This is a genomic window from Paraburkholderia sp. BL25I1N1 (assembly GCF_003002025.1).
Taxonomy (GTDB): Bacteria; Pseudomonadota; Gammaproteobacteria; order Burkholderiales; family Burkholderiaceae; genus Paraburkholderia.
This window is the reverse complement of sequence record NZ_PVZB01000001.1, coordinates 218,661-230,763: the sequence shown is the minus strand read 5'-3', so window position 1 is coordinate 230,763 and position 12,103 is coordinate 218,661. Positions and strand designations below refer to the sequence as shown.

The window sequence follows — 12,103 nt, the reverse complement described above, 5'->3', positions numbered from 1 at the left end:
GGATCCACAGGCGCACAGGCGCACTGATGCAGCGCTTTAGCCCGTTCTTGCGCGCGCTAAAGCGCCAAACCAGCGGAGAAACCAAGGGATAGGACCGACGCCCGCCTCGCGAAACGGCCCGCGGCAAGTCCTCCTGGAGGACGCTGCGTCACATCGGGCTCGGACTCCGGCATGCGGAGCGGGCTCAATGATAAAGCATGGCGAACAAGGGAGATTCCGGGGGCCGCAGAGAGAAGCGTTGCCACGCGGCGGCGGGCGTAAAGCCCGCGGTGGAAAGAATCGGCGGTGATAGTCATGTCCTTGCGCCGGCCGCCGTTCGGTTGGAACGTGCCGGACAGTGCTCCGCCACGCAGGATCGCTGCGGGCGAACTGATAAACAGCGGCCGGATACGCACGTGTGGTGTCCCAATGCGCGCCCGTCCGCAAGCGGGCCTGATTCTGCAAACAGATACATCCCAAGTCACTCAGGGAATCCACTGAGTCCGCGTCGATTACTTGCTCTTACAGCCATGTCTTTTCGCCAAATCGACGCGTGCCGTCGGAAATAACCTTTGGTGTCATACGCTTAATCGTCCTGATACTCGTATTGCATAACCGCGTTTATCAGCATGCAGACCGCGGTCGATACGCCGATTGTTCGCCGTTTCCAGAAATAAACGGTCGTTTTGGCCGGGGTTAGTTTCGATTCTGGCAACATAGAGTCCAGTCTCGAAATGTGGTCACTCGCAACCACCCAGGGCTGAAAAGACCTGCAGTCCCGCCCAAGACCGCAATCAAACCATATTTACTTATATCAAACAAATTTTGACGGGCTAATTTCCTCCTGCTATGGTCACGACAATTCAAAAAAGCAATCCGGCATTAGAAATCGGCAGCAAGATCCGCGCGCTGCGCCAACGGCTCAAGCGCACGCTGGATGACACGGCAACCGCAGCGGGTATTTCCAAGCCGTTTTTGTCGCAAGTCGAGCGCGGGCTGGCGTCACCGTCCATCACTTCGTTGGCCGGTATCGCCCACGCACTCGGGGTCACGGTGCAGTATTTCGTCGACACACCCAGCGAGGAACGCTGCGTGAGCCGGGGCGATCAGTTGAAGTTTTTCGGTTTTGCGGACTCGGCCAATCTGTTTGCGCGGCTGACCAACTTGACGGGCGGCCGTCAGCTCGAAGCGATCCTGGTGAGGATGCCGCCCGGGCAGAAGCGCTCGGAAGTCACCACGCATGCCGGGGAAGAGTTTGTTTATGTGATCGACGGCGAAGTGTCGTTGACGCTGGAAGGCAAGACGTTCGTGTTGCACGCGGGAGACAGCGCGCATTACGAATCGACGGTGCCGCACAGCTGGGTGAACACCGCGCGCATCGAGTCGGTGGTCGTCTGGGTGGGCACACCAAGACTGTTCTAAAGGGCGGGCACCTTATCCGGTTGAGCCGGCGAGGGATTGCCTGCATTACGCAATGTAAGGAATCCTGCATGTCGCGCTACCATCACGAGCAACAAGGGCCGCCCTGGCCCGAGCAACGCAGCTAAACGGGCGCCCTGGCGCCAGCGCGTTTCTCTCTCGACCTTTCCTGCGATCTCAACCGATGAAAACCCCGTTCGTCTACACGGCGGCGCTGACCGCGCTCGTCCTCACGTTTGCCCCTTCCGCTTTCGCCGTTACGGTGCCCGCCGGCGTCACGCTCGCCGCCAGCCAGGAGATGACTCGCCAGGTGCCGGGCGAAACCGAATCGCTCGACCCCGCGCATATCGAGTCATGGACCGGCAACACGATCGGGCTCGACCTGTTCGAAGGCCTGACGCGCATGGACGCGAGCGGTGCGATCGTGCCCGGTGTCGCTGAGTCGTGGTCGCGTAGCGGACCGAATACATGGGTTTTCAAGCTGCGTCACGATGCGCGCTGGAGCAACGGGCAGCCGGTCACGGCGGCCGATTTCGTCTACTCGTGGCAACGCGTGCTCGATCCGAAGACGGGTTCGAAATACACGGTGCTGGTTGAATTCGTGAAAAACGCCAAGGCGATTCTCGCGGGCAAGGCGCCGCTGACAAGCCTCGGCGTGCGCGCGGTCGATCCCTACACACTCGAAGTCACCACCGAAGTGCCCGCCACGTTTTTCCCGCAGCTGACCGCCATGGCAACGATGTCGCCGGTCAACCGCGCGGTCGTGACGAAGTTCGGCGGCGACTGGACCCGTCCGGGCAACTTCGTGGGCAACGGCCCGTATGCGCTGACCGACTGGCAGCCGAGCAACCGTCTCGTGGCGACCAAAAGCCCGACATACTGGAATAACGGCAAGGTCGTGATCACGAAAGTGACCTACCTGCCGATCGAAAACGACGAAACGGCGATGCGCATGTTCCAGGCCGGCCAGTTCGACTACACATATACGATTCCGTCAGGCGTGTATGCGCAGGTCAGCAAGCAGTTCGGCCCCGAGCTGAAAACCGGTCTGCAGATCGCCACGTACTACTACAGCCTGAATAACGAAGACCCCGCCTTCAAAGACAAGCGCGTGCGCCAGGCGCTGGCAATGGTGCTCGACCGCGACCTGCTGACCAAACGTTTGACCGCCGACGGTGAAGTGCCGATGTACGGCCTGATCGCCAAGGGCACCGAAGGCTCGGGCGTCTTCACGCCGGAGTGGGCGAGCTGGCCGATGCCCAAGCGCATCGACTACGCGCGCAACCTGCTGAAGACTGCGGGCTATTCGGACGCGAAGCCGCTGACGTTCACGCTCACCTACAACACCAACGACCTGCACAAGAAGGTGGCGCTGTTCGCCACGTCGGAATGGCGCACCAAGCTCGGCGTCACGGCAAAGCTCGAAAACGTCGAATACAAGGTGCTGCTCAAGCAACGCCACGAAGGCAAGGTGCAGGCCTCGCGCGACGGCTGGTTCGTCGACTACAACGACGCCAACTCATTCTTCGATCTGATCCGTTGCAACAGCGTGCAGAACGACCAGCGCTACTGCAACCCGCAAGTCGACAAGCTGATCGACGAAGGCAACCAGCAGCTCGACGACGCGAAGCGCACCGCGCTGTTCACGCAGGCACACGATCTGGCCATGAACGATTACCCTGTGGTATCGCTCTTCCAGTATTCGGCCGACCGGCTGGTCAAGTCGTACGTAGGCGGCTATAAGCCGACCAACTACCTCGACATGCGCGCCACGCAAGACATGTATCTGACCAAGCACTAAACGCGGGAGCACCGTCATGCTGGCCTATACGCTGCGCCGCACGCTCTGGGCGATTCCGACGATTCTCGCCGTGATCACCGCGTGCTATCTGCTGCTGCATCTCACCCCGGGCGGCCCGTTCGACACCGAGAAGCAACTCTCGGCAGCCGTGCTGGCGAACCTCAACGCCAAGTATCACCTCGACGAACCGTTGTGGCTGCAGTACCTCCACTACCTCGGCTCGCTGCTGCACGGCGACCTCGGGCCGTCGTTCCGCTACGCCGACTGGTCGGTCAACGACCTGGTGTGGAAGGCGCTGCCGGTGAGTCTCGGCGTGGGCGGCGTGTCGGTGCCGATCGCGCTCGTGATCGGCGTCGCGCTCGGCACGGTGGCCGCGGTGCGGCGCGACCGCTTCGTCGATCACTTCGTGATGGTGCTCGGCAATCTCGGCAACGTGGTGCCGCCTTTCGTGCTGGGGCCGGTGCTCGTGTGGATCTTCGCGATCCTGCTGAAAACGTCCGAAGGACACGGCTGGCTGCCGGCCGGCGGCTGGGGCGAAGGCGAGTGGCGCTATCGCGTGCTGCCGATCGTGCTGCTCACCATCATCAACGTCGCCGCGATTGCGCGCGTGATGCGCGGCAGCATGATCGAAGTGCTGTCGGGCAACTTCATCCGCACGGCGCGCGCCAAGGGTTTGCCGGGCCGCACGATCGTCCTGCGTCACGCGATGAAACCGGCGCTGATGCCGGTCGTCTCGCTGCTCGGCTCGATCTGCATCTCGTCGATCACCGCGGCAGTGGTCACCGAATCGGTGTTCGCGCTGCCGGGCCTCGGCCAACTGGTCGTCAACGGCGCGATCAATCGCGACTACACCCTCGTGCTCGGCCTCGTCGTGCTGACCACCGCCGTTGCGGTGCTGTTCAATCTGCTGGTCGACCTCGCGTATGCGTGGCTCGATCCGCGCATCCGGTACTGATCCATGCCCCGCTCTCTTCAATCGACTGCCGCGGCGCTCGATCCGCTCGCGGCCATCGCCAGGGCGCCGCGTTCGCGCGGCCCGCTCGCCACCGCCGCGTGGCGCTTCGTGCGCAACCGCGCCGCCTTCGCCGGCTTCGTCGTGCTGATGCTGATCGTGATCGCCTGCGTGGCCGGTCCGTGGCTTTTGCCGAACAACCCGATCGATAGCGACTGGAGCGCAATCAGCCTGCCGCCCACTTTGCAGAACATGCACTGGTTCGGCACCGACGAACTCGGCCGCGATCTGCTCGCGCGCACGCTGCAGGGCGGACGCGTGTCGCTCGAAGTCGGGCTGCTCGGCACGCTGGTGTCGGGGTTGATCGGCGTCGCGTATGGCGCGACCGCGGGCTATCTCGGCGGGCGCGTCGACGCGGTGATGATGCGCATCGTCGACATGATGTACGCGATTCCCTACATGCTGATCGCCATTCTGATGATGACGATGTTCGGCCGCGCCTTTTATCTGGTGGTGCTCACCATCAGCGCGTTTTCATGGCTCGACATGGCGCGCGTGGTGCGTGGTCAGACGCTGTCGCTGCGCTCGCGCGAATTCATCGACGCCGCGAAGGCGATCGGCGTGAGCTCGCGTTCGATCATCGCGCGTCACATCGTGCCGAATCTGTTCGGCGTGGTCGTGGTGTACGCCAGCGTGACGGTGCCGAATATCGTGTTGACGGAATCGGTGCTGTCGTTCCTCGGCCTCGGCGTGCAGGAACCGATGACGAGCTGGGGCGTGCTGATTCAGGACGGCGCGCAGAAGCTCGAATCGATGCCGTGGCTGCTGCTGTGCCCGGCCGTGATGCTGTGCGTGACGCTGTATTGCGTGAATTTCGTCGGCGATGGTCTGCGCGACGCATTCGATCCGAAGGACCGCTGACATGCCGCTACTCGAAGTCAAAGACCTCAGCGTGCGCTTTACGCGCCGCGAAGGCGCACCCGTCGATGCGGTGCAAGGCGTTTCGTTTTCACTCGAGGCGGGCCGCACGCTCGGCATTGTCGGCGAATCGGGCTCGGGCAAGAGCCAGACCGTAATGGCGCTGCTTGGCCTGCTTGCCGGCAACGGCAAGGTGTCCGGCAGCGCGACTTATCGCGGCGAGAATCTGCTGACCATGAACGAAGCGGCGCTGAACAAGATTCGCGGCGACCGCATCGGCATGATCTTTCAGGACCCGATGACCTCGCTCAATCCGTTCCTGACAATCGAACGGCAGATGACCGAGACGCTGCAACTGCATCGCAAGATGTCGCGCCGCGAAGCGCGCCGCCGTGCGATCGAAACGCTCGAATCGGTGCGCATTCCCGATGCCGCGCGTCGCATCGGCATGTATCCGCACGAGTTTTCCGGCGGCATGCGCCAGCGCGTGATGATCGCGATGGCGCTGCTCTCCGAGCCCGAAATCCTGATCGCCGACGAACCCACCACCGCGCTCGACGTCACCGTGCAGGCGCAGATCATCGAACTGCTGCGCGAACTGAATCGCGAACGCGGCACGGCGATCATTCTGATCACGCACGACATGGGCGTGGTGGCCGGCCTGTGCGACGACGTGATGGTGATGTATGCCGGCCAGACCGTTGAGCAGGCGAGCGCCGCCGCGCTGTTCGCCGCGCCGACGCATCCGTACACGCTCGGTCTGCTGAACGCGCTGCCGCGTCTGACCGACGATGACGACGACCGTCCGCTGCAAACCATTCCGGGCAATCCGCCGCTGCCCGGCGAAGTCGGCGCGGGTTGCGCGTTCGCGCCGCGCTGTGGGTATTGCACCGAACGTTGCCGCGAATCGCGGCCGTCCCTTGTTGCTGCAGAAGGCTATCCCGACGCCCTGCGCGCATGCTTTAAGCCGGTAGGCGAAATCCTGGAGGCACAACACGTATGAACGCCACGCCTATCGCAAACCAGGACGCGGCCACGCTCCTGCGCGTCGACAATCTCAAGGTGCAATTCGGCGTGCCGCGCGGCGGCTTTCCGTGGTCCGGCAAAGCAACGTTGCGCGCGGTGGACGGCGTGTCGTTCAACGTGCGGCGCGGCGAAACCGTGGGGCTCGTCGGCGAATCGGGTTGCGGCAAGTCGACGCTGGCGCGCGCGATCATCGGACTCGCGCCGGTGGCGAGCGGCAGTGTGCGCTGGCTCGGCGACGAAACCGTGCTGCCCGGCGCGCGCCGCGATACCTCGCGTTTGCGCCGCGACGTGCAGATGATTTTCCAGGATCCGCTCGCTTCGCTCGATCCGCGCATGACGATCGAACAGATCGTTTCCGAACCGTTGATGACGCACGGCCAGGACATCGCGCGTGCCGACGTGCAGCGGCGCGTGCTGACCATGCTCGAACGCGTCGGTCTTAACGCGCAACACCTGCGCCGCTATCCGCATGAGTTTTCCGGCGGGCAGTGTCAGCGCGTCGGCATTGCGCGCGCGCTGATCGGCGAACCGCAACTGGTGATCTGCGACGAGCCGGTCTCCGCGCTCGATGTGTCGATCCAGGCGCAGATCGTCAACCTGCTGCGCGATTTGCAGCGCGAACTGTCGCTCTCCTTGCTGTTCGTCGCGCACGATCTGGCCGTGGTCAAAGCGATCAGCCACCGCGTGCTGGTGATGTATCTGGGCCGGGTGATGGAATTCGGCGACAAGCGCGAGGTATATGGCACACCGCGCCATCCGTACACGCGCGCGTTGCTCTCCGCCGTGCCGGTGCCCGATCCGGTGGTGGAGCGCGCACGCCGTCATCTGCTGTTGCGCGGCGAAATTGCCTCGCCGCTGAATCCGCCTTCCGGTTGCGCATTTCGCACGCGCTGCCCGGATGCAATCGACGCCTGCGCCAGGGAGATTCCGCAGCCCGTCACGCACGGCGCCAGGGCAACACGGGTCGCGTGTATTCGCGTTGAAGACGCCGTGAGGTAAGTGCCGCCGGCGCACCGCCAGCTCACCGAAGAACCCGAGAAATCAAAACCGTATTCCCGGCGCGGCAGGCCGCCGCGCCGCTGGATTCGTTCGTCCTGCCAACCGCGGAACGAGCGATAAGCATGGACTGGCTAAACGCCAGCCAAAGATTCACCACAATAATCAGAGACGTACTCAATGAAAGATACCCGATCAAAAAACCGGTCAAAAAAAACCGGAGCAGCAACCTTCTTTTACTGCGCATTCACGCTTCCGGCACTGACACTAGCCGTTAACGCGTATGCCGACGACAGCGTCACGGAGCCCACCTCCGAGGCGTCTAAAACTCAAACGGTCGCGCAAACGTTGTCGTCCCCCGCGCAACTCGCGCAAACCACGCCGACGCAGCAAATCGATGCTTCCGGCAAGCGCCGGGCGGAGCAAGGTGGCCACGTGCGTAACGACCAACCCGACACCACCAACGCCATCGTCAACGCCGAGGCCAGTCAGACCGTCACGCCGCCGGCACCGCCGTCGAGCCAAATGGCAAGCAAGGGTCTCATCGCGGACAGCCATCTGAATCTGCAGTTTCGCAACTACGCCGACTACTTCCAGGCGCCCAACACGATCTACCGTCACGCGTGGGTCCAAGGCGCGCAGGCCAACTTTGAATCCGGCTACACGCAAGGGCTGATCGGTTTCGGCGTCGACGCATCGCTGTTCGGCGCACTCAAACTCGACGGCGGCAATGGCGCGGGCAATATGGTGCACGTGGGCAAGGACGGCGGCGGTTCGCAGCAGCTCGCGTGGGCGTATCCCGGCATGTACGACATCAAGGGACGCATTTCGGAAACGGTCGTGAAGTACGGTTTGCAGGACGTGACAAACCCGTTCCTCGAACCGCACGACAACCGCGCGTTGCCGCCGACTTTTCTCGGCGTCTCGATGGTCAGCAACGATCTCGCGCACACCGAACTGCAGGCCGGCAGCTTCACCAAAGTCGACGCGCGCGGTCACACCAATCTGACCAATCTCACCACCTCGTACGGCGGCGCGCGGATCGATCGCCTGACTTATGTGGGCGGCACGTGGCACTACGCGAAGAACGGCGAGATGGCGCTATATGTCGATCAGGCCGACGACGTCTGGCGTCAGTACTACGGCTCGGTCGCCCAGTCGTTCGGCGATCCGACCACCATCAAGTGGAGCGGCCTTGCGAACATTTACTCGACGCACGACACCGGCGCGTCGCGTCAGGGGCACATCAACAGCAACGCGTACAGCGTGTCGGTCTCCGCGCAGCACGGCCCGCATGCGCTGTTGCTCGGCTACCAGCAGGTGCTCGGCGACCAGTTCTTCGACTACGTCAACGAGACCAACGGTATCTATCTGACCAACTCGATGGACGTGGACTACAACGCGCCGCACGAGCAGTCGCTGCAATTGCGCTATACATTCGACGGCAAATACGCCGGCGTGCCCGGACTCAAGGCGATGTTCTGGGGGCAATACGGCTGGGGCGCGGATGCGTCGGCGGGCGCGGCGGAAAACGCCTCGCCTTCCGCGCCGCTGCATGATCTGTACTGGAAGAACGGCGAGCCGGTGCATGGCCACCATCACGAATTCGGCTTTATTCCGAGCTACACGCTGCAAAGCGGACGCTTCAAGGATACGAAGGTCACGTTCATCGCGATGTGGCACAACAGCCAGTATCACTATTCGGACGGCAACAACATGGAATACCGGCTGGTGGTGAATGTGCCGGTGAAGGTGTTCTAAACGCTCTCGGGCGATTCGACAGGCGGCGCGGCTTGCGCGCTGCCTCGTTGATCGCGCTCGCGCTTATCCCGTGATCCGTTCGGTGGTCATCGCGCGCGACAGGCCATGCATCGGCCGGCGCAACGCGACATCGAACGGATTGGTTTGCGGGCCGATCGCATCGGCCTGCCGACGCAGCAATTCGACCACCATCGGCAGACGATCGTCGCCGAGACGCGCGGCCAGCGTACCGACGCTCAACGCCCCCACCGCCACGCCCGTGCGGTCCAGAATCGGCACCGCCACGCCCGCCATGCCGTCGAGCACGCCGCTATTGCGCCCCGCGTAGCCCAACTGGCGCACACGTTCGATCTCGGTGCGCAAATACACCTCGTCGAGCACACCGTAGCCGCGAATGCGCGGCACGTTGAAACGGATGATCTCCTCGCGCTCCGCCTCGGGCAGAAACGCCAGAATCGCCAGACTGCCCTGCCCGACACCCAGAGCGACACGCCCGCCGATATCGCCGGTGAAAGAGCGGATCGGAAACGGCCCTTCGCAGATGTCGAGGCACACCGCGTCGAAGCTGCTTTTAACGAGCAGAAAGATCGTGTCGCCGAGACTCGCGCACAGACGCAACAGCGCGGGACGGCACAGCGTGCGCATGCCGCTCGGGTTGCCGGCCTGCGCCGCGAGCGCGAAAAAATCCACGCTCAGCCGGTACAGCTTGGAGCTTTCGTCCTGTTCGACGATGCCCTCCGCGATCAACGCATGCAGGATGCGATGCACCGTGCCTTGCGTGAGCCCGACCGCTTTCGCGAGACGCGTGACGCGTCCGCCGTCGGGCTGCGCTTCGGACAATGCGCGGATTACCGCGAACGCGCGTTCCAGCATGCCGGGGCCGGGGGCACTGCCCGTGTCCGCGGTGTCGGTCTCGGCATCTCGTTTGGCGGCAGGATTCATTTTATTGGCTCTGAATTATTTCACTGATTGGAACACTATAAAGCGTTTTATCCGTCAGCGGAATTCTGCCAGCTTTCCACGCGGCAACGTTGTATCAATGATTCATAGGGATTTTCCGGAGACCATACAGCGGAACACCTGCTGCCGGTTTCAGTGAATAGATTCCGTTTGACGGAATTTTTTCGAATCTTGTACCGGTAAACGGAATTTGAAATTGACTGACGGTAATTTGGCTAGCTAGAGTCGGTGTCATCGAGGCAGTAGTCGATTGAACCGGTGTCGAACCATCCAAAGGCCAGATCATGTCGTTCCTCACACTCACGGACGTAACGAAATCGTTCGGCGATCTGCAGGCAGTCACCGACGTGAACCTGTCGGTGGAGAAAGGCGAGTTCGTTTCGCTGCTCGGTCCGTCCGGCTGCGGCAAGACCACCACCTTGCAGATGATCGCGGGCTTCGTCGAGACGACGCGCGGACGCATCACGCTCGACGGCCATGACATCACGCACATGAAACCGAACAAGCGCGGCCTCGGCATCGTGTTCCAGAGCTACGCGCTGTTTCCGCACATGAGCGTCGCCGACAACGTCGGCTTCGGGCTGGAGATGCGCAACATCGACAAGGCCGAGCGCAAGGAGCGCATCCGCGAAGCGCTGTCGCTGGTGCGCCTCGACACGCTCGCGCATCGCTTTCCGCGCGAACTCTCCGGCGGTCAACGTCAGCGTGTGGCGATTGCCCGCGCCATTGTGATCGCGCCGCCGGTGCTGCTGCTCGACGAACCGATGTCGAATCTCGACGCCAAACTGCGCGAAGACATGCAGTTCGAACTGCGCGGCATTCAACGCAAGATTGGCACGACCACCATCATGGTGACGCACGATCAATCCGAAGCGCTGTCGATCAGCGATCGCGTGGTGGTGATGGAAGCCGGCCGCATCACGCAGATCGACACGCCGTACGAAGCGTACGAGCGTCCGGAAAATCGCTTCGTCTCGCAGTTCATCGGCAAGGCCAACATGCTGCCGGGCACCGTGGTGGCACGCGACGGCGACGCGATCCGCATCGACCTCGGCCACGATCTCGCGGAAACAGGGCACACGGCGCAGTTGCCGGCGCGCGAGCGCGTGGTCGGCGTCGGCGACGCGGTGACCTTGTGCATCCGTCCGGAAAAACTGCGCCTGTGCGCACCGAACGCGGGACGTGTGCCGGCCACCGTGACGAGCCGTTTCTTCCTCGGCAGCCAATGGCTGTACCGATTGGACAGCCGCCTCGGCGAAGTGCTGGTGTGCTGCCAGAACGAAGGCACGGAGCCGCTGCCCGAAGGCGCGGCGGTCGGCGTCGACTGGAACAGCGAGGCGATCCGCTTCATTCAACGGGACGCGCATCATGGCTAGTACGCTGCCCGCCGCCGACGACCGCGACATGAAGACCGCCAACGCCCGCCGCGCGCCCTGGCAAGCATTTTTGCCGCTCTGGCTGATGTGCCTGCCGGCTTTTCTGCTGTTCGTGGCGCTCGTGCTGGTGCCGCTTCTGATGACGCTGGTGCTGACCTTCTATCGCTTCGATCCGGCCAGCGGGCCGATCGCCGCGTTCCAGTTCGGCAATTACATGGAAGTGCTGAGTTCTTCGTATTACCACACCATCTTTTTGCGCACCTTCGGCATTGCGTTTCTCGTCACGCTGTTGTGCGTTGCGATCGGCACGCCGGAAGCGTACGTGCTGTCGCGCATGCGCGATCCGTATCGCTCGATGTTCCTGCTGGTGATTCTCGCGCCGCTGCTCGTTTCGGTAGTGGTGCGGGCGTTCGGCTGGAGCATGCTGCTCAACACCAACGGCCTCGTGAACCAGGCATTCGGTCTGGTCGGACTCGGGCCGTACAAGCTGGAGTACACCACCTTCGCGATCGTCATCGCGCTCGTGCACGTGATGCTGCCGTTCATGGTGATTCCGGTGTGGACCGCGTTGCAGAAGCTCGACCCGCAAACGGAAAACGCCGCGCTTTCGCTGATGGCGTCGCCCGCCACTACGCTGCGCCGCATCGTCCTGCCGCAACTGACGCCGGGCATTCTGTCGGGCAGCCTGATGGTGTTCGGTTTGTCGGCGAGCGCCTTCGCGATTCCCGGCCTGCTCGGCGGACGACGCCTGAAAGTCGCCGCCACCGCCGTCTACGACGAATTCCTCGGCTCGCTGAACTGGCCGCTCGGCGCGACCATCGCGCTCCTGCTGCTGATCGCGAATCTGATCGTGATGCTCACGTATTACCGGGTTCTGGAGCGCAGGTACACCAGAAGCCTCGGTTAATTCATCGG

The 12,103-nt window shown here is 62.9% G+C and carries 10 protein-coding genes; 9 read left to right on the top strand and 1 reads right to left on the bottom strand.

All coding sequences use genetic code 11. The features are described from left to right. The first annotated feature begins 828 nt into the window (after positions 1–828). The 7 genes from B0G73_RS01035 to B0G73_RS01005 all read left to right on the top strand — a co-directional run bounded on the left by B0G73_RS01035 (position 829) and on the right by B0G73_RS01005 (position 8,852). A complete protein-coding gene (locus B0G73_RS01035) occupies positions 829–1,401 on the top strand; it encodes a cupin domain-containing protein (RefSeq protein ID WP_012426331.1) in 573 nt (190 codons plus the stop codon). 181 nt (positions 1,402–1,582) lie between these two features. Further along, complete coding sequence (locus B0G73_RS01030; RefSeq protein WP_106277079.1) at positions 1,583–3,199, top strand: peptide ABC transporter substrate-binding protein; 1,617 nt, start codon at positions 1,583–1,585, stop codon at positions 3,197–3,199. A 16-nt stretch (positions 3,200–3,215) separates the two neighbouring features. Then, on the top strand, positions 3,216–4,154 hold the full coding sequence (locus B0G73_RS01025; protein WP_012426329.1) for an ABC transporter permease subunit: 939 nt from the start codon (positions 3,216–3,218) through the stop codon (positions 4,152–4,154). Between the two features lie 3 nt (positions 4,155–4,157). Next, positions 4,158–5,072 carry an ABC transporter permease gene (locus B0G73_RS01020; RefSeq protein ID WP_241974794.1) on the top strand — a complete coding sequence of 305 codons (915 nt, stop codon included), beginning with the start codon at positions 4,158–4,160 and terminating at the stop codon, positions 5,070–5,072. 1 nt (position 5,073) lies between these two features. Continuing rightward, positions 5,074–6,072, top strand: coding sequence for an ABC transporter ATP-binding protein (locus B0G73_RS01015; RefSeq protein WP_106277077.1), 999 nt, complete (start codon positions 5,074–5,076; stop codon positions 6,070–6,072). Then, complete coding sequence (locus B0G73_RS01010; protein WP_106277075.1) at positions 6,069–7,094, top strand: ABC transporter ATP-binding protein; 1,026 nt, start codon at positions 6,069–6,071, stop codon at positions 7,092–7,094. The genes B0G73_RS01015 and B0G73_RS01010 overlap by 4 nt, the downstream gene beginning before the upstream one ends. 177 nt (positions 7,095–7,271) lie before the next feature. Further along, positions 7,272–8,852 carry an OprD family outer membrane porin gene (locus B0G73_RS01005; RefSeq protein WP_106277073.1) on the top strand — a complete coding sequence of 527 codons (1,581 nt, stop codon included), beginning with the start codon at positions 7,272–7,274 and terminating at the stop codon, positions 8,850–8,852. A gap of 63 nt (positions 8,853–8,915) precedes the next feature. On the opposite strand, the gene B0G73_RS01000 is transcribed toward B0G73_RS01005, so the two are convergent. Further along, positions 8,916–9,794, bottom strand: a complete 879-nt coding sequence (locus B0G73_RS01000) for an IclR family transcriptional regulator (RefSeq protein ID WP_106277071.1) — start codon at positions 9,792–9,794, stop codon at positions 8,916–8,918. Positions 9,795–10,096: 302 nt separating this feature from the next. Here B0G73_RS01000 and B0G73_RS00995 point away from each other — a divergent pair, with 302 nt between their 5' ends. Together B0G73_RS00995 and B0G73_RS00990 are read left to right on the top strand one after the other, a co-directional pair. Next, complete coding sequence (locus B0G73_RS00995; RefSeq protein ID WP_106277070.1) at positions 10,097–11,188, top strand: ABC transporter ATP-binding protein; 1,092 nt, start codon at positions 10,097–10,099, stop codon at positions 11,186–11,188. Further along, entirely contained in the window at positions 11,181–12,095 is a 915-nt protein-coding gene (locus tag B0G73_RS00990; protein ID WP_106277068.1) for an ABC transporter permease, read from the top strand. Before B0G73_RS00995 ends, B0G73_RS00990 begins: the two co-directional genes overlap by 8 nt. Positions 12,096–12,103: the final 8 nt, after the last annotated feature.

Excerpts from the sequence above, each read along its gene's own strand:
- B0G73_RS01035 (WP_012426331.1), top strand. The coding sequence starts at position 829 with ATGGTCACGACAATTCAAAAAAGCAATCCGGCATTAGAAATCGGCAGC.
- B0G73_RS01030 (WP_106277079.1), top strand. The coding sequence starts at position 1,583 with ATGAAAACCCCGTTCGTCTACACGGCGGCGCTGACCGCGCTCGTCCTC.
- B0G73_RS01025 (WP_012426329.1), top strand. The coding sequence starts at position 3,216 with ATGCTGGCCTATACGCTGCGCCGCACGCTCTGGGCGATTCCGACGATT.
- B0G73_RS01020 (WP_241974794.1), top strand. The coding sequence starts at position 4,158 with ATGCCCCGCTCTCTTCAATCGACTGCCGCGGCGCTCGATCCGCTCGCG.
- B0G73_RS01015 (WP_106277077.1), top strand. The coding sequence starts at position 5,074 with ATGCCGCTACTCGAAGTCAAAGACCTCAGCGTGCGCTTTACGCGCCGC.
- B0G73_RS01010 (WP_106277075.1), top strand. The coding sequence starts at position 6,069 with ATGAACGCCACGCCTATCGCAAACCAGGACGCGGCCACGCTCCTGCGC.
- B0G73_RS01005 (WP_106277073.1), top strand. The coding sequence starts at position 7,272 with ATGAAAGATACCCGATCAAAAAACCGGTCAAAAAAAACCGGAGCAGCA.
- B0G73_RS01000 (WP_106277071.1), bottom strand. The coding sequence starts at position 9,794 with ATGAATCCTGCCGCCAAACGAGATGCCGAGACCGACACCGCGGACACG.
- B0G73_RS00995 (WP_106277070.1), top strand. The coding sequence starts at position 10,097 with ATGTCGTTCCTCACACTCACGGACGTAACGAAATCGTTCGGCGATCTG.
- B0G73_RS00990 (WP_106277068.1), top strand. The coding sequence starts at position 11,181 with ATGGCTAGTACGCTGCCCGCCGCCGACGACCGCGACATGAAGACCGCC.